Here is a 19106-nt window from a genome sequence, read left to right as displayed (position 1 = left end):
GAGCCGCCGGCGCGCCGCCTCGACCCGCATCAGGCGAGCGACGGCCTTCGGCCCGAGGCCGATCTCCTCGGCGAACCCGGCCGACAGCGAGCGCCGGGAGCTGCCGATCGCGTCGGCGAGCGCGTCGACGCGCAGCCGGCCGCCGCTGGCCCGCAGCAGCGTCCACGCCCGCTCGACGTCCGGGCGCCGCGGCGGGGCCGCCCGGGCCGCGGCCCGCAGCAGCAGCTGGTCGAGGATCGCGAAGCGCGCCGCCTCGTCGGGCGCGCCGTCCAGTCGCTCCGCCAACTCGTCGGCGCCGGGCCCCAGCAGCTGGTCGAGGCCGACCGTCGCCTGGCCGAGCGCGCCGGCCGGGATCCCGAACAGCCGCCGCAGCGCCGGCGGCTCGAGGTCGAGCTGGAGGCCCCGGAACGATCCCTGGTGGGCGACCCGGACCGGCCGCGCGTAGAGCCCGCCGACGAACGAGCCGAACCGCTCGCCCTCGACCGTCCAGCCGCGGTCGAGGTCGACGATCACCGTGATCGTGCGGCCGGGCACCTCCAGCGTCTCCTGGGGGACGCCGGGCCGGTCGCCGAAGTCGGCGTAGCGCGTGACGATCCCCCGCAGGCGCGGATCGGGTGAGGAGGCCACCAGCCGCATCGTCCCGCCAGGCTAGACGACGCGGACCGCTGGCTCGCGGAGACGCGGAACCGGTGAACGTCCCGGTCGCCGGCCGCCCACGGCCCGCGACCACCGACCGCGCCGCTACTTCGGCGCCATCCGGATCGCGCCGTCGAGCCGGATCGTCTCGCCGTTGAGCAGCGGGTTGCTGATGATGTGGGCCGCCAGGTCGGCGTACTCGGACGGGTGGCCGAGGCGGGGCGGGAACGGCACCTGGGCGCCGAGCGAGGCCTTGGCCTCCTCCGGCAGGGCGGCCAGCAGCGGGGTGTCGAAGAGCCCCGGCGCGATCGTCATGTTGCGGATGCCGTAGCGGGCGAGGTCGCGGGCGACCGGCAGGGTCATGCCGACGATGCCGCCCTTCGACGCGGAGTAGGCGACCTGGCCGATCTGGCCGTCGAACGCCGCCACCGAGGCGGTGTTGATCAGCACGCCGCGCTCGCCGTCCTCGTTGGGCTCGTTGGTCGACATCGCCTCGGCCGAGAACCGCAGCGCGTTGAAGGTGCCGAAGAGGTTGATCTTCAGGACCGTCTCGAAGGGCAGCATCGGGTGCGGCCCCTTCTTGTGGTGGAAGACCTGCTGCGGCCAGCCGGTGCCGGCGCAGGAGACGGTCGCGACCAGCGGGGCGACGCCGGCCGCGGCCTCGACGGCGGCCTTGACCGCGTCCTCGTCGGTGACGTCGGTCTTCACGAACTGGGCGCGCTCGCCCAGCTCGGCGACGAGCGCCTGGCCCTTGTCCTCCTGGACGTCGGCGATGGTGACGTGCGCGCCGTCGGCGTGGAGCCGCCGGACGGTCGCCTGTCCGAGTCCCGACGCGCCGCCGGTGACGAGTGCGCTCTTGCCTGCGATCTGAGCCATGGCCGGCAATCTAGCGCGTCGGTTGGCTGACCAGCCAATCGCCTCCACGGGGACCCGACGGTCGGCGGCCGGGAGCGCGCAGCCGGCTCAGCCCGCGTCGTTCCAGCGCAGCAGCGCGCGCCGCTCCCGCTCGAACCCGAGCACCGAGACGGTGCCGACCGCCAGCGCCAGCTGGGCGCCGAGCACCGCCGGCTGGCCGAGCCAGCGCGCGGCCAGGACGCGCAGCAGGTGCCCGTGGGAGACGAGCAGGACGTCGTGGTCGCCGGGCCCGCCGGCGGACTCGCCCGCCGCGACCGCCTGGGCGATCGCGCGATCGGCCCGGGCGCCGACCTGGTCGATCGTCTCGGCGCCGTCGATCGCGACGGTCCACGAGTCCCAGCCGGGCGCCTCGGCCCGCAGCTCGGTGGTGGTCCGGCCCTCGGCGACGCCGTAGTCGCGCTCCTGCAGGTGATCGTCGAGCGTCGGCGCCGCTTCCGGCAGCGCCAGCTCCAGCGTCTGGCGGGCCCGCAGCAGCGGCGAGCAGCGGATCGCGACGAACGGGACCTCGCGCAGGCGGGGAGCGAGCGCCGTCGCCTGGGCGCGGCCGTGGTCGGTCAGCGGCAGGTCGGTGCGGCCGGTGTGGCGCAGCGCGCGCGACCACTCGGTCTCGCCGTGGCGGACGAGCCACAGGCGGACGCCGCCGTTCAGCGCGCTCACGACCGGACCAGGCCGGCGGCGCGCGCCGGGGCGAGGGCGTCCTCGTCGGCCAGCACCAGCAGCCGCTCGCGGGGGAGCAGGCTGACCGGGGCCTGCGGGCCGGGCTCGCCGAGCGATCGCGCCAGCGCGTCGGCCTTGCCGGCGCCGGTCACGAGCAGGACCAGCCGGCCGGCCGCGCAGAGCGCCGGGACGGTCAGGGTGACCCGCTCCGGCGGCGGCTTCGGCGAGTCGAGCACGGCGACCGTCCGGCCCTCGGCCTCGAGCGCGCCGTGGCCGGGGAACAGCGACGCGGTGTGCCCGTCCTCGCCGAGGCCGAGCAGGACGACGTCGAGCGGGGTCTCGCCGAGGTCGTGGGCGTAGGCCCGCGCGCGGTCTCCCGGCGATCCGCCCTCGACCAGGCGGTGGACCAGCAGGTCGTGGGCACCCGCGCCGAGCGACTCGACGACCAGCCGCGCGTTGCTGTCGTCGTGCTCGAACGGCACGCAGCGCTCGTCGGCCAGGAAGACGTCGATCGCGGACCAGTCGCGGACCAGCGGCCCGAGCCGGCGGTAGGCCGCGACCGGCGTGCCGCCGCCCGAGAGCGCGATCCGGGCGCGTCCGGAGCGCGCGGCCGCCGCGGCCAGCAGCTCCGCGAGCAGCTCGGCGGCCGCGGCGGCGGTCGCCTCGGGATCGGCGAACGCCCGGACCTCGGCGCCGCCGGCCGCGGCCTCGCTCATGCCAGCTCCCCCTGGCCGGGGATCACGTGGTAGGGCGCCGCGCTCCCGGCGCCGTCGGCGTCGGCGTCGGCCCGGATCACGTGCATCACCGCGTTGATCAGCGCCAGGTGGGTGAACGCCTGCGGGAAGTTGCCCAGGTGGCGGCCCGACTTCGGATCCAGCTCCTCGGCGTAGAGCTGCAGCGGCGACGCGTAGCCGAGCAGCCGCTCGCAGAGGGCGCGGCCCCGCTCGACCTCGCCGATCTCGACCAGCGCCGAGACCAGCCAGAACGAGCAGATCGTGAACGTGCCCTCCTCGCCGTGGAGCCCGTCGTCGGTCTCCTCGACCCTGTAGCGCAGGACCAGGCCGTCCTCGGACAGCTCGTCGGCGATCGCGAGGACCGTCGCCCGCAGCCGCGGGTCGTCCGCCGGCAGGAACCGCACCAGCGGCATCAGCAGCAGCGAGGCGTCGAGCGCGTCGGTCTCGTAGTGCTGGCAGAAGACCCCGCGCTCGTCGACGCCGTTGGCGCAGATGTCGGCGTGGATCTCGTCCGCGATCGCCTGCCACTCGCTGGCGATCTCGCGCTCGCCGCGCAGCTCCGCCAGGCGCGCGCCGCGGTCGAGGGCGACCCAGCACATGACCTTCGACGAGGTGAAGTGCTTGAGGCCGCCGCGGACCTCCCAGATCCCGGCGTCCGGCTCGCGCCAGTGGGCGATCGCCTCGGCGACCTGCTTCTTCAGCGTCGGCCAGACCGACTCGGGCAGCTGATCGCGCGAGCGCGTGTGCAGGTAGACCGAGTCCAGCATCGCGCCCCAGACGTCGTGCTGGTTCTGGTCGAAGGCGCCGTTGCCGATCCGGACCGGGCGGGCGCCGTCGTAGCCCTCCAGGTGGTCGAGCTCGAACTCCTCCAGCTGGCGCTCGCCGCCGATGCCGTACATCACCTGCAGCGGCCGCTCGCCCTTGGCGACGTCCTGGATGAAATAGAAGAAGTCGTTGGCCTCCTCGTCGAAGCCGAGGGTGTACAGCCCCCAGAGCATGAACGTGGAGTCGCGGATCCACGAGTAGCGGTAGTCCCAGTTGCGCTCGCCCTGGGGGGTCTCCGGCAACGAGGTCGTCGCGGCCGCCAGCATCGCGCCGGTCGGGGCGAACGTCAGCCCCTTCAGCGTCATCGCCGAGCGCTGCAGGTAGGTCCGCCACGGGTGGTCGGGGAACTCGCCGTGGCTCAGCCACTCGTGCCAGAAGTCGGCGGTGTAGTTGACCCGGGCGTGGGCGTCCTCGTAGGTCTGAGGCGCGCCGTGGTGCGACCAGGAGAGCGCGATGAAGTGGGTGTCGCCGGCCCGGACGGTGGTGCGGGCGCGGGCGCGGGCGCCCTCGAAGCCCAGCCGCAGGTCGGTGGTCAGGACCAGCTCGGTGCTCGAGCCCGGATCCTTGACGCGGCCGATCCCGTAGCCCTCGGAGTCGTAGGTCCAGCTGCCGTGGCGCTGGCCGTAGTCGAAGACCGGCTCGCACTCCATGAACATCTCGACGTAGCCGTTGACGCAGCGGATCGTCCGCAGCAGCACGTGGTCGGCGTCGTCGTCGGTCGGCGATCGGCGGTGCGACTGCGAGCGCTCGGCCTCGTGGTGCCACGGCCCGATCAGCAGGCAGTCGCGGACGACGACCCAGCCGGTGCGGGTGCCCCAGGTCGTCTCGAGGATCATCGTCCCCGGCAGGTAGCGGCGGCCGGCCGGCACCGTCTGCCCGACCGGCGCCAGCCGGAACGACCCGGCGTCGCGGTCCAGCAGCGCGCCGAAGACCGACGGGCTGTCGTGCCGCGGAACGCAGAACCACTCGATCCCGCCCGAGGGCGCCACCAGCGCGTTGACCTCGCAGTCCGACAGGAACGCGTAGTCCGCGATCGGCGGATAGGCGGAGTGCGGGTTCGGACGCTCGACGGGGCTCAGGTGCACTGGATCAATCTCCTGGCGGTGGCGAGCGCCTCACGGTAGCCGTCGTCGGGGACGAGCGTGCGGCGAAGGGCGGCGCTGAGGACCCCGGTCTCCCCGCGCGAGGCGCCGAGGATCGTCCAGCTGCGCTCGCGGTCGGCGGCGTCGCCCCCGGACCCGGCGGCGCCCTCGGGGGGCGCGTAGCGCGCCCGCAGGCCGCCCGGGTTGCGATCGAGCGCGAAGTGGGCGCCGGTCCGCGAGGTGACGGTCGTCCCGGCCAGGCCGGCGACCCCGACGTCGCTGGACACCAGCCGCAGGTGGACCTCGTGGCCGGCGGCGTCACGGACCTCGTCCCCGACGGCCGTCCAGCGCAGGCGGGCGGCGAGCCAGCCGAGCACCAGCCAGGCCGCGGCGGCGGAGCCGGGCTGGTGCCGGACCTCGACGTCGCCGATCCGGGCCAGCTCGTCGCGGCGGGACGGGGGAGAGAAGGCGGCCGCCAGCCGCTGGCGCCACGGCAGCGTCCGCATCCAGGAGAGGTCGACGACCCCGACGGCGTGGGCGGCCTGCAGCGCCAGCGCCTCGTCGAGGCCGGTCGTCGCGAGCGCCGCGTCCGAGCTGTCCAGCAGCACGGTCTGGGCCAGCGGCACGAGGCTCTCGATCGCGCCGCGGTGGTCGTGCGGCGCCCACAGCAGCGTCGGCACGTCGGTCAGCACCATCGGGTCGACGATCGACTCCAGGCGCGACAGGTGCCGCAGCCCGACGTCGACGGTCACCAGCTCGTTCATCGCCGAGGTCCGGTCGCCGGCGTCGCCGTCGGCGGCCAGCGTCACCCGCGCCGACAGCCGCGAGCGGTCGGGGTGGACGCGCAGCAGGATCGAGCGCGACGGGGCGTTGCCGCCGGTCGCGGCCAGCCGGCGGACGACCTCGTCGGCGTCGTCGGCGTCGACGACGGTGACCAGGTTCAGGGCCCGCGCCGGGAGCGCCGAGCGCTGGCGGAACCGCTCCCGCTCCAGCGCGCGCATCGCCTCCTCGACGCCGGCCGGGTCGACGTCGTCCTGCTGCCAGACGGTGTGGGCGACGGTCGACATCGGCTCAGATCGCCCGCCAGTGGTCGCCGTCGCGGAGGATCCGCTGCTGGCTCTGCGGTCCGTCGCTGCCGGCCGCGTACTCGTCCGGCGGCGACGCGTCGGCGGCCCACGCGTCGAGGATCGGCTGGATCACGGCCCACTGCGCCTCGACCTCGTCGGCGCGGGTGAAGAGCGTCGCGTCGCCCCGCAGCGCGTCCGTGATCAGCCGCTCGTAGGCCTCGGGCGAGGTCGACAGGAACGAGGTCCCGTACGAGAAGTCCATCGTCACCGGCCGCAGGTGCATGCCGCTGCCGGGGACCTTCGCCGCCAGCTTGATCGAGACGTGCTCGTCGGGCTGGATCGTGAAGACGATCTGGTTCGGCTCGACCGTCCCGCCGCCGTGGAACGCCAGGTGGGGGACCGGCTGCAGCGTCACCGCGATCTCGGTCAGCTTGCGCGAGAGCCGCTTGCCGGTGCGGATGTAGAACGGGACGCCGGCCCAGCGCCAGGTGTCGACCTGCAGCCGCAGCGCGACGAAGGTCTCGGTCGTCGAGCTGGCGGGGACGTCGGGCTCGTTGACGTAGGCCGGGACGACGTCGCCCCCGACCGCGCCGGCGCCGTAGCGGCCGCGGACGGCGTGCAGGTGCATCTGGTCGCGGTCGATCCGCTCGATCGCCCGCAGGATCTTGACCTTCTCGCCGCGGATGTCGTCGGCGGCGAAGGCGGTCGGCGGCTCCATCGCGAGGATGCAGAGCAGCTGCAGCAGGTGGTTCTGGACCAGGTCGCGGAGCGCGCCGGCGCCGTCGTAGTAGCCGGCGCGACCCTCGAGCCCGACGGCCTCGCCGGCGGTGATCTGGACCGACGCGATGTGGTTGCGGTTCCAGATCGGCTCGAACAGCCCGTTGGCGAAGCGCAGCGCCAGCAGGTTCTGGACCGTCTCCTTGCCGAGGTAGTGGTCGATCCGGAAGACCTGCTCCTCGTGGAGGACCTCGAGCACGCGGCGGTTCAGCTCCAGCGCCTCGGTCTCGGTGGTCCCGAAGGGCTTCTCGATCACGACCCGGGTGTCGGCGCCCTCGCGCCGGGCCAGCCCGTGACCGCCGATCTGACCGACGATCGCGCCGAAGAACCGCGGCGCCGTCGACAGGTAGAAGATCCGGTTGAGCGGCTGGCCGGCCGCCGCGTCGAGCTGGCCCAGCCGCTGCGCGAGGCCGCGGTAGGCGTCGTCCTCCTCGAAGCCGCCGGTGACGTAGAAGACGTTCTCCAGCAGCGCGTCGAGGACCGTCGCGTCGGGCGGACGCCGCGAGAACCGCTCGATCGCCTGGCGGACCTCGTCGCGGTAGCCGTCGTCGGTCAGCTCCCCGCGCGAGACACCGATCAGCTGGAAGCGCTCGGGCAGCGAGCCCTCGTGCGCCAGGTTGTAGAGCGCCGGCAGCAGCTTGCGCCGCGCCAGGTCGCCGGTCGCGCCGAAGATCACCAGCACCGAGCTGGGCGGCGGCAGCTGGTCGAGGCCCTCGGCCAGCGGGTCGGCCGGCAGCGCCTGGGAGGCGGACGTCTCCGGCGGGGTGTCGGTGCTCATGACTGCGATCCGGTCGGTCGGAGGCGGTCAGCCGACGCGCTTGACGGCGTGGCCACCGAACTGGTTCCGCAACGCCGCGAGCACGCGGCTGGCGTAGTCGTCCTCCCCGCGCGAGGCGAAGCGGGCGAACAGCGACGCCGTGATCGCGGGGACGGGGACGTCGTGGTCGATCGCGGCCTCGATCGTCCAGCGGCCCTCGCCCGAGTCGTCGACCCACGGCTGCAGCGCCTCGAGCGAGGTGCCCTCGGCCTCGAACGCGCGGGCCGCCAGCGAGTTGAGCCACGAGCGCACGACCGAGCCCTGCTCCCAGAGGTGGGCGACCTTGGCCAGGTCGAGGTCGGGGTCGTTCTTGTTCAGCAGCGTGTAGCCCTCGGCGAACGCCTGCATGACCCCGTACTCGATGCCGTTGTGGACCATCTTCACGAAGTGGCCCGAGCCCGACGGGCCGACGTGCTCCCAGCCGAACTCGCCGATCACGTGCCGTGACTCCTCGGCGGTCCTCGGCGCCAGGCTGTCGAGCACGGGGGAGAGGCGGGCGACGGCCTCCTGCGGGCCGCCGACCATCATGCAGTAGCCGACGTCCAGGCCCCAGACCCCGCCGGACGTGCCGACGTCGAGGTAGTGGATGCCCTTCGGGGCCAGCGCCGCAGCCCGCGGTCCGTCGTCGGTCCAGCGGCTGTTGCCGCCGTCGACGATCGCGTCGCCGGACTCCAGCAGCTCGCCGAGGGCCTCGACCGTCGAGGCGGTCGGCTCGCCGTGGGGGACCATCACCCAGACGTGGCGCGGGGTGTCGAGCGCGGCGACCAGCTCCTCCAGCGAGGCGACGGCGCGGGCGCCGGTCTCCTCGCCGAGCGCGCGGGCGACGTCGACGTCGCGGTCGTAGGCGACGACGTCGTGGTCGGCCAGCCGCAGCCGGCGGACCATGTTGCCGCCCATCTTGCCCAGGCCGACGAAGGCGATCTGCATCGCTAGTTCTCCTCGATCGCGGTGACGAGGGCGTCGAGGCCCTCGAGCCAGTCCCCGCCCAAGCTCGCCCGCAGCGCTCGTCGCTCGTGCGCGACGAGCGTCCGATGGTCGCCTGCGGACTGGGCGTGCAACAGGGTGGCGAAGTCGTAGTCGGCGTCCGGGATCGGCAGCCCGGCGCGCGGGTCGTGCTCCAGCAGCAGGAACCGGCCCTGGGGCGGGCCGCCCTTGTGCAGCTGCCCGGTCGAGTGCAGGTAGCGCGGGCCGAAGCCGGTCGTGATCGCGGCGTCGGTCCGCGCCCCGAGCGCCGCGCGCAGGCGGTCGAGGGCGGCCGAGGCGCCGTCGCTCGGCGGCAGGTAGGCGAGGATCGCCAGGTAGCCGGGGGCGGCCAGCCCATCGGTCAGGGCCAGCACCGCCGCTGCGTCGGCGTCGGGCGCGGGCTCGATCGCGGTGCCGCCGGCGACCTCGGCCAGGACCGCCTTGGTGGCGTCCTTGGCGGCCTGCACGTCCGGCTGGTCGAAGGGGTTGATCGCCAGGCCCCAGCCGACGACCGCGACGGCGACCTCGGTCGCGGCGAAGGCGGCCCCGAGCGCTCCCGGGCCGTCGACCTGCAGCTCGAGCACCGGCACGCCGGCGTCGGCCGCGGCCTGCAGGTCGCGCTCCAGCGCCTCGTCGGGGGTGCCCGAGCGCAGCACCAGCAGCTGGCGATCGGGTCCGACGGCGAGGCCGCCGCCGGCGCCGGCCTCGTCGACGACCGGCAGCAGGCCGTGGCCGTGCTTGCCGGTCGACTCGGCGACCAGCTGCTCGAGCCAGAGGCCGAACCAGGCCAGGCGCGGATCCTCGACCCGCAGCACCAGCTTGTCGCGGCCGAGCCCGGCGAGCGCCGCGATCGCGACCCCGAGCCGCACGGCGGCGTTGTCGGCGAGCGGCAGCTTCGAGGCGTCGAGCGCGGCCACCCCGCCGCCGAGCAGCGCCTCGAGGTCGGCGCCGATCAGCGCGGCCGGGACGGTGCCGAACGGCGACAGCGCGCTGTAGCGGCCCCCGATCTCGGGGTCGCCGTGGAGGATCGAGCGGAAGCCGTGCTCGCGGGCCAGCGCCTCGAGCCCGGAGCCGGGGTCGGTGACGGCGACGTACGACGGCCCGTGCGGATGGCGGGCCCAGAAGTGGCGGAACAGCGACAGCGTCTCGACCGTCCCGCCGGACTTCGTCGAGACGAGCACCAGCGTCCGCTCGGGATCGGTCGCCGCGTCGACGGTCGCGACCGCGTCGGGGTCGGTCGAGTCCAGCAGCCGCAGGTGCAGGTGCGGGTGACGCCCCTCGGCGGTCGGATCGTGCGCCCAGCGCCAGATGACCTCGGGCGCGAGCGACGAGCCGCCCATGCCGACCAGCACCACGTCGGTGTAGCCGTCGGCGACGACGTCCGTGGCCAGCTGCTCCAGCGCGGCGCGCTGCTCGAGCCCGTGATAGGGCGCGTCGAGCCAGCCGAGCCGGTCGGCGACCTCGGCCTGCCCGGCGGGCCCCCAGAGCGTCGCGTCGCGCTCCCACAGCCGTTCGGGGACGCGCTCGGCGCCGGCACGGTCCAGCAGCGCCGCGACGGCGGCGCGCTGCTCGTCGTCCAGCTGCCAGCGGACGGCGGGGGCGGGGCTCGTGGTCATCGCGCGGTGCTCTCCTCGATACGGGCCAGCAGCGCGGCGCCCCGGACCCCGGCGCGGGGGCCGTGCTGGGCGACGCGGATCTCGGTGTCGGTGCCGAGGCCGGGCAGCAGCAGGCGGCGCGCGGCCTCGCGCGCGGGGCCGACGAGCAGCTCGCCGGCGCGCGAGACGCCGCCGCCGACGACGACGACCTCGGGCTCCAGCAGCGTGATCAGGGAGGCGATCCCGATCCCGACCCGCTCGCCGAGGATCCGCAGCGCGTCGATCGCCCGCGGGTCGCCGGTCTGGGCGGCGTCGGTCACCGCGGAGCCGTCGGAGAAGCCGCGGGCGAGCGCCAGCCGGTCGAGCGCGCGGCCGCTGGCCCAGTGCTCGAGCGAGGTCGGCAGCGGCGCGGTGCCGGCCGGCGGGGCGCCGTCGGTCGGATCGGCGGAGATCGTCAGGTGGCCGAGCTCGACCGCCGAGGTCCGCGAGCCGTGCAGCGGGCGGCCGTCGAGCACGATCCCGCTGCCGATCCCGGTGCCGACGGTGACCCCGACGAGCGAGCGGTACAACAGCCGCAGGTCGTCGTCCCAGGCCTCCGACAGCGTCGCCAGGTTGCCGTCGTTGTCGACGTGGACCGGCACGCCCAGCCGCTCCGTCAGCGCGTCGCGCAGCGCGACGTCGCGGAAGGCGGCGATGTTGGTCGTGCTCATCACCTTGCCGTCGGCGATCCGGATCACCGACGGGACCCCGACGCCGACGGCGCTGACGTCGCCCAGCTCGCGGACCATCCGCGAGATCTGGTCCAGCAGCGCCCTGGGATCGTCGACCGCGGTCGGCTCCAGGAGGGAGTCGGCGAGCGTGGTGCCGTCGAGCAGGGCGACGGCGACCTTCGTGCCGCCGACATCCACTCCGGCAGTGCGGGCGGTGCGATCCATCGCCGCGAGGTTCGCACATTCCGCCCGATCGCTCGACGCCAGCAGGTGAAGACCCAGGGCTCCGGTTGCGCCGGCTGGAGCAGCACGAGCGAACGCGTGCCCGGTCGCGATCGGATTCGGGTTGAATCCCGCGTGCATGCCGCTGCTCGCCGCCGTGCTCCTGATCGTCGCCGCGGTCGTCGCCGCCGTGCTCCGGCGTCGCCTGCGCGCGCACGGGGCCCAGCAGCAGGTTCGCGTGGGGCGGCTCGTCGACCACACCGGCCGCGACGTCGCGTCCGGCTCGGTCTACTCGATCCAGACCGCGACGCTGACGACGCCGACCGAGAACCTCGATCGGATCTGGACGCCGATGCACCTGGAGCGGCTGGCGCGCTCGTACTGGCGCTACATGCAGCGGTTCTCGCTCGGGATGGTGCGGGTCCACTACGACGACCGCGGGCGCTACGTGTGCCTCTTCTCGCGGCGGATCGTGATGCTCGGCTTCAGCGAGCCGGAGTACGAGTTCACCTCGACGCTGGGGCTGGTCCGATGGCCGATCACGCGCGGCCTGCTGGTCTCGCGCCGGGGCCGCGATCGCGGGTTCCTGGAGATCGAGGTCCACCGCCGCGACGGCGTCGAGGCCACGACCGGCCACGACGGGGAGGCGCCGCCGACGCCGCTCAGCCAGGCCTACGTCGAGCTCGAGGTCAGCCAGTTCTACCCGGCGATGTCGTCGGGGATCGCCTACTGGATCTACAAGCAGACCCAGTCGCGCTACCACGTGCTGCTGGCCTACGGCTTCATCCGCTCGCTGGCGAGCGGCCAGCTCGCGGAGTCGGTCGTCGGGCGGTTCGCGCCGCGGCTGACCGTCGAGGACGACGGGCCGGCACCCGAGCAGATGCCGACCCCGTCCGGGCGCTCCTAGGAGATCGCGATCCCGGGGCCGCCGCCCGGCATGCTGGCGAGCTTCTCCGGCCGGTGCTGGGCGAGCACGCGGCGGATCGTGTCCGACCCCGCGCGCATCACGACCGACTCGGTGGTCGCGCCGCCCTGCGGCCGGCGGCGGACGCCCTGCAGCAGCTCGCCGTCGGTGACGCCGGTGGCCGAGAAGAGGCACTGGTCGGCGTTGACCAGGATGTCCTGGTTCAGCTGCCGCTCGAGGTCGTAGCCGCCGTCGATCGCGGCCTGCCGCTCCTCGTCGTTGCGCGGCCACAGGCGGCCGACGATCGCGCCGCCGAGGCACTTGATCGCGGCGGCCGAGATCACGCCCTCGGGCGTGCCGCCGATGCCCCACAGGAAGTCGACGGCCGAGTCGCTCATGACGGCCAGCAGCGAGCCGGCGACGTCGCCGTCGGAGATCAGGCGGACCTTGGCGCCGGCGGCCCGCACGGCCTCGATCTGCTCCTCGTGGCGCGGCCGGTCGAGGGTGATCATCAGCACCTCGCTGATGTCCTTCCCGCGCCGCTCGGCGATCATGCCGACGGTCTCGACCACCGGGCGGTCGAGGTCCAGCAGGTCGGCGATGTCGCGGCCGCCGGCGAGCTTCTCCATGTAGACGCAGGGGCCCGGATCGAACATCGAGCCGCGCGGCGCGATCGCGATCACCGCGAGCGCGTTCGGCTGGCCCTTGGCGGTCAGGGTCGTGCCCTCCAGCGGGTCGACGGCGATGTCGACCTGGGGGCCGTCGCCGTTGCCGACGCGCTCGCCGTTGTAGAGCATCGGCGCCTCGTCCTTCTCGCCCTCGCCGATCACGACGAGCCCGTCCATCGCGACGGTGTCGAGGACGTGGCGCATGCCGTCGACGGCGGCCTGGTCGGCGGCGATCTTGTCGCCGCGACCGGCCAGGCGCGACGCCGCCAGGGCGGCCGCCTCGGTCGTGCGGACGAGCTCCATCGCGAGCGTGCGGTCGGGCGTGGTGATCATGCTCTCGGCGATCGGTTCGGGGAACACGGGTCTGGGACGGCGCGTGCCCCGCGGTGGCGGGGCACGGGCGCGACGTTCGAGGCGGACCCTATCCCAGGCCGTGCGGTCGGCGACCGCCGGTGGATCGGGTCGCGCGGCGGCGGCTCAGCGGCTCGCCGGGGCGTTCTGCGGCGTGGCGATCCGGCGCAGGTCGCTGCGCACGACGTACTGGATGTCGTCGACGCCGGAGACGCCGAGGTCGTCGGCCAGGTTCTTCGTCAGGTCGAAGTCGGCGCCGTTGGCGAACGGGCCGCGGTCGATCACGGGGACGACGAAGCGCTCGCCGCCGCGGCGGATCTCGACCTGGGTGCCGCACGGGAGGGTGCGGTGGGCGACGCCGACCGTGCCGGCGGAGAGGGTCGTCCCGCAGGCGGTCTTGCGGCCGTAGAAGCCGGGCCCGTACCAGGTGGCGCGGGCCTTGCCGAGGACCACGATCCGGACCGTGTCGGCCTCGTCGGCGTCGGCGACGGTCGCGGTCCGGGCCTTGCGGGGATCGGCCTGCCCGGCCGGGGTCAGCAGCACCCGCAGCTCGTGGTAGCGGGTCGAGCGGGTCCGCCAGCGGGCGCGGAACTTGCCGTTGGTGCGGACCTTGGCGACGGCCGCGCGGCGCCAGGTGCCCGTCGGGTCGGCGCGCTCGACGCGGACGAAGCGGCCGGCGAGCGAGCGCGCGAAGCGCCCGGTGATCTCGACCGGGGTGCCGACGACGGTCGACGGGGTGGCCGTCCAGGTGCCGGCGCCGGCCAGCTCGGCGGCGGCGTCGACGGGGGGAGCGGCGGCAGCGGCCGCGCTCTCGAGCGTCAGGCCACCGGTGCCGTCGGCGGCGAGGGCCGTGGCTGGAAGGAGCGCGGGTACCGCGAGCAGGCCGATGACGGCAGCGCGGCGCGCGAAGGTGCGGGCGATCACGTGATCCTGTTGGTCTCGTTCTGCGCCTACGGGGTGAGCTGTCGGGCTCGCGCTGAACGAGTGCGCTACGGATCGAAGTCGATCCGATTCGCCCCAGCGGCCGACCCTCTCGGATCGGTCGCAGTGGTTCCCCCGCCTTCTGACGAACCGGTCGTCAGAAGCTCGGCGGCGGGGATTATGGCACATCGATCCTGGAGCGCCAGTCCCGTTTCTCGCCCGGCGCCGGAACGGACGACCGAGCGGACGGCGTCAGCGCGGCGTGATCCGCCGCAGCACGCCGCGAACCAGCGTCTCGCCGCGGCTGGCGACGGCGCCGACCGCGTCGAGCACGTCGCGCAGCGCCTGCTCGCCCGGGGTCGCGGAGGGCTCGGGGGTCGCCCAGCCGGACCGCGGCGCCTTCGGCACGGGACGGGCGGCGGCCGGTCCCGAGGGGCCGCTGCGGGCGGTCTCGACCTTGGCCTTCGCCGCCGTCCCGCCGGTGGCCTTCGCCGCCGTCGCGGCCTTGCGGGATCCGCCGGCGGCGGGCTTACGGGCGGTCGCGGACTTCGCCGCGGTCGCGGCGGTCGCGGTCCGCTTGCGGGTGCCGCTCGGCGACGGCTTGGCGGCGCCCGCGGTCCGCTTGGCGGGCGATGCGGCCCTGCCGGCGCTCCCGGCGGCGGTCGCGCGCTTGCCGGTCGCGGCCGTCGCCTTCGTGCCCCCGGAGCTCGCCTTCGCGGCTCCCGACGATGCCCGCCGGGCACTGCGGCGCTGGGGGCGGCTGGAGGGCAGGTTGCCCAGGACGCCGTCGTTCGCGGGCGGGTCCTGGTCGGGCTTCGGGTCGGCCATCGTGCGCGAATCGTCGCGCACTCGGGCTCCACGTGCACCTTTTCGCCTCGGCCGGTGTATTGGATCTCGACGGGTTCGCCGCGCGAGCTTCGACGCGCCCACGTGTGAAGAAGCGCGACGGCGGCCTGTTAGAATGACGGAACGCTGTCGGTAGCTTGGGCCGCTGTTGCCCGCACCTCTGCCTCGACCGACGCGCACTCCTCACTGCTTTGCCACCGCCTCCGCCGTCTCCCGGCGGAGCGCCGAAGAGACGCCTCCCTATATGTCTGCAGTTGAACTCCAGGAACTCGAAGAGGTCAAGACGCTGGTCCACCGCGGCCAGACGCTCGGGGTGCTCACGCACGCGGAGGTGCAGAAGGCCATCTCCGAGCTCGACTTCGACGAGTCCGACGTCGAGGATCTGAACACCTATCTCGAGAAGAGCGAGATCGAGCTCGTCGACGAGATCGATCCCGCCCACAGCGCCGCGCAGGTCGAGCGCGCGCCGGACAAGCGCACCCGCAAGAAGCGCCAGGCCACGCCGCTGGACCTGCGTCCGGACATGACCACGGACAGCCTCCAGCTGTTCCTCAAGGACATCGGCAAGGTCCGCCTGCTGACCGCCGCCGAAGAGGTCGACCTCGCCAAGCGGATCGAGCGCGGCGACCTCGACGCCAAGCAGAAGATGGTCGAGTCGAACCTGCGCCTGGTCGTCTCGATCGCCAAGAACTACCGCAACCAGGGCCTGCCCTTCCTCGACCTGATCCAGGAGGGCACGCTGGGCCTCGTGCGCGCGGCGGAGAAGTTCGACTACCGCAAGGGCTTCAAGTTCTCCACCTACGCGACCTGGTGGATCCGCCAGGCGATCGCCCGTGCCCTGGCCGACAAGGCGCGGACGATCCGGATCCCGGTCCACGTCGTCGAGAAGCTGAACAAGATCGGCCGTGCCGAGCGCAAGCTCGTGACGGAGCTGGGCCGCGAGCCGACCCCGGAGGAGATCGCCGAGGTCACCGGCATCGACCCCGAGGAGGTCGAGTCGATCAAGCGCTCCGCCCAGGCGCCGGTCTCGCTCGAGAAGCCGGTCGGTGACGAGGAGGAGTCCGAGTTCGGCCAGTTCATCGCCGACGAGCGGGCCGAGTCGCCGTACGAGCGGGCCGCGGAGATCCTGACCAAGGAGCACCTCCGCGAGGCGCTGGAGAACCTGAGCTACCGCGAGCGCCGCGTGCTCGAGCTGCGCTACGGCCTCGGCGGCGAGAAGCCGTGCACGCTCGACGAGGTGGGTCACCGCTTCAACGTCACGCGCGAGCGGATCCGCCAGATCGAGAACCAGTCGCTGAAGAAGCTCCAGTCGCTCGCGGAGGCCCAGAAGCTCCGCGACGTGGCCTGACCACTGACCGCACCACGAAGCTCCGCGAAGGGCGCCGAAAGGCGCCCTTCGTCGTTCCGGATCAGCGCGTCCGCGCCCAGGACGGCGCGCCGACCAGGAACTGCTTGGCGATCCGGCGGGCCGGGCCGCCGGTGGTCGCGACGACGTAGAGGTCGCGACCGCGGTTGAAGGCCAGCTGACGGCCGTCCGGGCTGAAGCCGCCGAGGGTGTCGGTGGCGCTTTCGGTCAAGATCCGGACGCGCTGGGCGGTCGCGGGATCGAACAGCTCGATCCGGCCGCTGAAGCGCGGCTTCTCGGTCACCGGCTCGGAGACGACCGCGATCAGCCGCCGGTCGGGGGAGGCGGCGAGGCCGTCGAACGTCCGCGTCGGGTCCTGGGTCAGCGGCCGCACGGCCCGCCCATCGCCGTCGAGCAGGAACAGGTCGCGCCCGTCCCCCTGCTTGCGGTCGCTGGTCGTCGCCAGCTGCGAGCCCCACCAGCCGCCGCTGGCGTAGTACGCCTCGACCACGGTCGGCTTCGCGTCGCGGACTCCGCGGGTGAACAGCGCGAAGGTCTGGATCTGGGCGCAGCCTCCGAACGGATCGCACTGCTGGGTCTGGATCTCCGTCTTCCAGCCGACCGTCCGCCCGTCGGGGCTGATCAGCGGGCTGCTGCCGCCGCCGACCTGGCGCCCGCCGCGGCCGCGGCCGTCGGCGCGGTAGATCCGGCGGCCCTTCGCGTAGGCGATCGCGCGGCCGTCGGCGGTCGTCGCGACGCCGGCGAACGGGGCCGACGCGGTGCCCTTGCGGACGACCGTGACCTTCTTCGTGCGCGGATCGACGGTGCACAGGTGGCGGCCCTTGCAGACGCCGTAGATCGCGGTCGGGCGGGCGGCGTCGGCCGCCGCGGGCAGGGCGACCGAGGCGGACGCGGGCAGCAGCGCGGCGAGCGCCACGGCCGGCAGCCGGCGGTGCCGGACCGGTGACAGGGCGAGAGAGATCATCGGGGGGACGTCCTGGGGCGGGGGGTGGGACCGAAACGCTATAGCCCTCCCCGTATCCGGGGCGCCGCCCGCGAGGGCGTCGTTCGTCCGTCCAGCCGCGGCCGCCCGCGCGCGTGACGGGGGGCGGGAACGCCGATCGGGGACCCATGCCGGTCGATCTGCGCACCTGCCTCGCCGCCCTCGTCGCCCAGGACGGGTCGGACCTGCACCTGAAGGTCGGCCGTCCGCCGCTGGGGCGGATCGACGGGGTGCTGCGACCCCTGCTGCCCGACCACCCGCCGCTCGACGCGGCCGACACCGACGCCGTCCTGCAGCTGATGCTGCGCGACGACGCGGCGCGCCAGGCGTTCGCCGCCGAGGACGAGATGGACCTGGCCCACGAGGAGCCCGGGATCGCGCGCCTGCGCGTGAACGCCTTCCGGCAGCGCGGCAGCGTCTCGATCGTCTGCCGCGTGGTGCCGGGCGAGCCGCGCGCGCTCGACGAGCTCGGGCTGCCGCCGGTGATCGGGGAGCTGGCGGACGAGGAGCGCGGCCTGGTGCTCGTGACCGGGATCACCGGCTCGGGCAAGTCGACGACGCTGGCCGGGATGGTCGACCGCATCAACCGCGCGCGCCAGTGCCACGTGGTGACGATCGAGGATCCGATCGAGATGCTCCACAGCGACCGGCTGGCCACGATCAACCAGCGCGAGGTCGGATCCGACACCCGCAGCTTCGGCCAGGCGCTGCGCCGGGTCCTGCGCCAGGACCCCGACGTGATCCTGATCGGCGAGCTGCGAGACGAGGAGACCGTCCGCGCCGCGCTGTCGGCGGCGGAGACCGGCCACCTGGTGCTCTCGACGGTCCACACGCTCGACGCGACCGGCGCGGTCGACCGCCTGGTCGGCTTCTTCCCGCCCCACCAGCACCAGCCGATCCGCGAGGCGCTGGCGCTGACGCTGCAGGGCGTCGTCAGCCAGCGGCTGGTGCCGCTGGCGGCGGGCAAGGGCCGGATGGCGGTCTGCGAGGTGCTGCGCGCGACCGGCCTGGTCCGCGACATCGTCCGCGACCCCGCGCGGCTCGGCGAGCTCGGCCAGGTGATCGCCGAGGGCAAGCACTACGGGATGCAGACCTTCGACCAGGCGCTCTGCCGGTTCGTGCTCGACGGCGTCGTCACCCACGACGACGCGATGCGGGCCGCCGCCCGGCCGCACGACCTGGAGCTGCTGCTGCGGGCGGACGGCCGGATGGGGACGTCGATGGACGACGTCGCCGACCAGCAGCGCCGCGGCGCCGGCGGCGAGGATCGCCAGGCCGCGCTGCCCGCCGTCTGAGCCGGCCGACGGCCCGCGCCTCGTTGGCGCCAATGCTTCATTCGGTAAAGTATCGGCATGGCCGCCGATCCGACATGCCCCGTGTGCCGGACCGCAGAGATCGTCTGCGGGAAGTGGACGCTGCTGCTGGTGCGCGACCTCGCCGAGGGCCACACGCGCTTCTGCGAGCTCGAGCGCTCGCTCGGCGGCATCAGCCCGCGGACGCTGTCCCTGCGCCTGCGGGCGCTCGAGGACGAGGGCATCGTCGAGCGCCAGACCTTTCCCGAGGTCCCGCCGCGCGTCGAGTACGCCCTGACCGCCAAGGGCCTGGCGCTGCTCCCGATCATCGAGGGCATGCGCGAGTACGGCAGGCACTGGCTGCAGGCCGACGAGTGCGCCGACGAGGCGTCGCGGGTCGCGCTCAGCGCCTGATCGGCGCCCTCCGGCCGGGTCCCCGGCCCCGTGCGAGAGCTTGCAGGCCTTGCGGGTTGGGCCCGCGACCGGAACTCTCGGGGCGGTCCCCGGTTGGGACCTTCGATGGAGCAGGTTGATCCCCCAGACGACGATCGGCACGGCACGTGCCGCAGCTGCGCGCGCGCCGGAATCCCCGGCGACGGGTCCCACGGACCGCTCGGCGGACGCCTGACGCGGCGCCACGCCGTGCGCGCCGGAGCGGCGCTGGGGACCGCGGTCTGGCTCGGCGAGGCCGGGGCCGGGGTCGCCGCGACCACCGACCGCGGAGGCCGCCGACTGCTCGTCCGGCGCGCCGACCTGGCGCCGGGCCGGGTCGTCGG

General features: G+C 74.3%; 18 protein-coding genes and 1 riboswitch. Of the genes, 4 read left to right on the top strand and 14 right to left on the bottom strand.

Annotated features, from left to right (window positions below; all coding sequences use genetic code 11):
* The 10 genes from PAI11_RS08080 to PAI11_RS08035 all read right to left on the bottom strand — a co-directional run.
* Positions 1 to 627: helix-turn-helix domain-containing protein (locus tag PAI11_RS08080; RefSeq protein ID WP_138974171.1), on the bottom strand; the 627-nt coding region annotated here is incomplete at its 3' end.
* A gap of 114 nt (positions 628 to 741) precedes the next feature.
* On the bottom strand, positions 742 to 1512 hold the full coding sequence (locus PAI11_RS08075; RefSeq protein ID WP_007572863.1) for a 3-hydroxyacyl-CoA dehydrogenase: 771 nt from the start codon (positions 1510 to 1512) through the stop codon (positions 742 to 744).
* An 87-nt stretch (positions 1513 to 1599) separates the two neighbouring features.
* Positions 1600 to 2208: a histidine phosphatase family protein gene (locus PAI11_RS08070; RefSeq protein WP_007572860.1), complete on the bottom strand. Its 609-nt coding sequence runs from the start codon at positions 2206 to 2208 to the stop codon at positions 1600 to 1602.
* Positions 2205 to 2924: a 6-phosphogluconolactonase gene (gene pgl / locus PAI11_RS08065; protein WP_007572858.1), complete on the bottom strand. Its 720-nt coding sequence runs from the start codon at positions 2922 to 2924 to the stop codon at positions 2205 to 2207. The genes PAI11_RS08070 and pgl overlap by 4 nt, the downstream gene beginning before the upstream one ends.
* Complete coding sequence (locus tag PAI11_RS08060; protein WP_007572856.1) at positions 2921 to 4852, bottom strand: glycoside hydrolase family 15 protein; 1932 nt, start codon at positions 4850 to 4852, stop codon at positions 2921 to 2923. The genes pgl and PAI11_RS08060 overlap by 4 nt, the downstream gene beginning before the upstream one ends.
* Entirely contained in the window at positions 4843 to 5916 is a 1074-nt protein-coding gene (locus PAI11_RS08055; protein WP_007572854.1) for a glucose-6-phosphate dehydrogenase assembly protein OpcA, read from the bottom strand. Before PAI11_RS08055 ends, PAI11_RS08060 begins: the two co-directional genes overlap by 10 nt.
* Positions 5917 to 5920: 4 nt before the next feature.
* Positions 5921 to 7471: a glucose-6-phosphate dehydrogenase gene (gene zwf, locus PAI11_RS08050; protein WP_007572852.1), complete on the bottom strand. Its 1551-nt coding sequence runs from the start codon at positions 7469 to 7471 to the stop codon at positions 5921 to 5923.
* Positions 7472 to 7498: 27 nt separating this feature from the next.
* Positions 7499 to 8437: a phosphogluconate dehydrogenase (NAD(+)-dependent, decarboxylating) gene (gene gnd, locus PAI11_RS08045; RefSeq protein ID WP_007572850.1), complete on the bottom strand. Its 939-nt coding sequence runs from the start codon at positions 8435 to 8437 to the stop codon at positions 7499 to 7501.
* Positions 8438 to 8439: 2 nt separating this feature from the next.
* Positions 8440 to 10089, bottom strand: coding sequence for a glucose-6-phosphate isomerase (locus tag PAI11_RS08040; RefSeq protein ID WP_007572848.1), 1650 nt, complete (start codon positions 10087 to 10089; stop codon positions 8440 to 8442).
* Complete coding sequence (locus PAI11_RS08035; protein WP_040599171.1) at positions 10086 to 11003, bottom strand: ROK family protein; 918 nt, start codon at positions 11001 to 11003, stop codon at positions 10086 to 10088. The genes PAI11_RS08040 and PAI11_RS08035 overlap by 4 nt, the downstream gene beginning before the upstream one ends.
* 136 nt (positions 11004 to 11139) lie before the next feature.
* Here PAI11_RS08035 and PAI11_RS08030 point away from each other — a divergent pair, with 136 nt between their 5' ends.
* Complete coding sequence (locus tag PAI11_RS08030; RefSeq protein WP_007572845.1) at positions 11140 to 11907, top strand: hypothetical protein; 768 nt, start codon at positions 11140 to 11142, stop codon at positions 11905 to 11907.
* Here PAI11_RS08030 and glpX read toward each other — a convergent pair.
* The 3 genes from glpX to PAI11_RS24120 all read right to left on the bottom strand — a co-directional run bounded on the left by glpX (position 11904) and on the right by PAI11_RS24120 (position 14672).
* A complete protein-coding gene (glpX, locus tag PAI11_RS08025) occupies positions 11904 to 12905 on the bottom strand; it encodes a class II fructose-bisphosphatase (protein WP_007572843.1) in 1002 nt (333 codons plus the stop codon). The genes PAI11_RS08030 and glpX overlap by 4 nt on opposite strands.
* Positions 12906 to 13049: 144 nt before the next feature.
* A complete protein-coding gene (locus PAI11_RS24125; RefSeq protein WP_007572841.1) occupies positions 13050 to 13847 on the bottom strand; it encodes a septal ring lytic transglycosylase RlpA family protein in 798 nt (265 codons plus the stop codon).
* 9 nt (positions 13848 to 13856) lie between these two features.
* Positions 13857 to 14025: riboswitch (cyclic di-AMP (ydaO/yuaA leader) on the bottom strand.
* A 71-nt stretch (positions 14026 to 14096) separates the two neighbouring features.
* Positions 14097 to 14672 (bottom strand): hypothetical protein, encoded by a 576-nt coding sequence (locus PAI11_RS24120; protein WP_007572839.1) that lies wholly within the window; start codon positions 14670 to 14672, stop codon positions 14097 to 14099.
* Between the two features lie 262 nt (positions 14673 to 14934).
* On the opposite strand from PAI11_RS24120, the gene PAI11_RS08010 reads away from it, so the two are divergent.
* Positions 14935 to 16038 carry a sigma-70 family RNA polymerase sigma factor gene (locus PAI11_RS08010; RefSeq protein WP_007572837.1) on the top strand — a complete coding sequence of 368 codons (1104 nt, stop codon included), beginning with the start codon at positions 14935 to 14937 and terminating at the stop codon, positions 16036 to 16038.
* Positions 16039 to 16099: 61 nt separating this feature from the next.
* Here the strand turns inward: PAI11_RS08010 and PAI11_RS08005 are convergent, their stop codons facing one another.
* Positions 16100 to 17020, bottom strand: a complete 921-nt coding sequence (locus PAI11_RS08005) for a TolB family protein (RefSeq protein WP_007572835.1) — start codon at positions 17018 to 17020, stop codon at positions 16100 to 16102.
* A 146-nt stretch (positions 17021 to 17166) separates the two neighbouring features.
* Between PAI11_RS08005 and PAI11_RS08000 the strand changes: the two genes are divergently transcribed.
* Entirely contained in the window at positions 17167 to 18333 is a 1167-nt protein-coding gene (locus tag PAI11_RS08000) for a type IV pilus twitching motility protein PilT (protein ID WP_007572833.1), read from the top strand.
* Positions 18334 to 18390: 57 nt separating this feature from the next.
* Positions 18391 to 18744 (top strand): winged helix-turn-helix transcriptional regulator, encoded by a 354-nt coding sequence (locus tag PAI11_RS07995; RefSeq protein WP_040599168.1) that lies wholly within the window; start codon positions 18391 to 18393, stop codon positions 18742 to 18744.
* Positions 18745 to 19106 lie beyond the last annotated feature (362 nt).

The organism is Patulibacter medicamentivorans (genome assembly GCF_000240225.1).
GTDB lineage: Bacteria > Actinomycetota > Thermoleophilia > Solirubrobacterales > Solirubrobacteraceae > Patulibacter > Patulibacter medicamentivorans.
The sequence above is the reverse complement of the archived record's forward strand: the minus strand, read 5'-3'. Positions and strand labels throughout refer to the sequence as shown.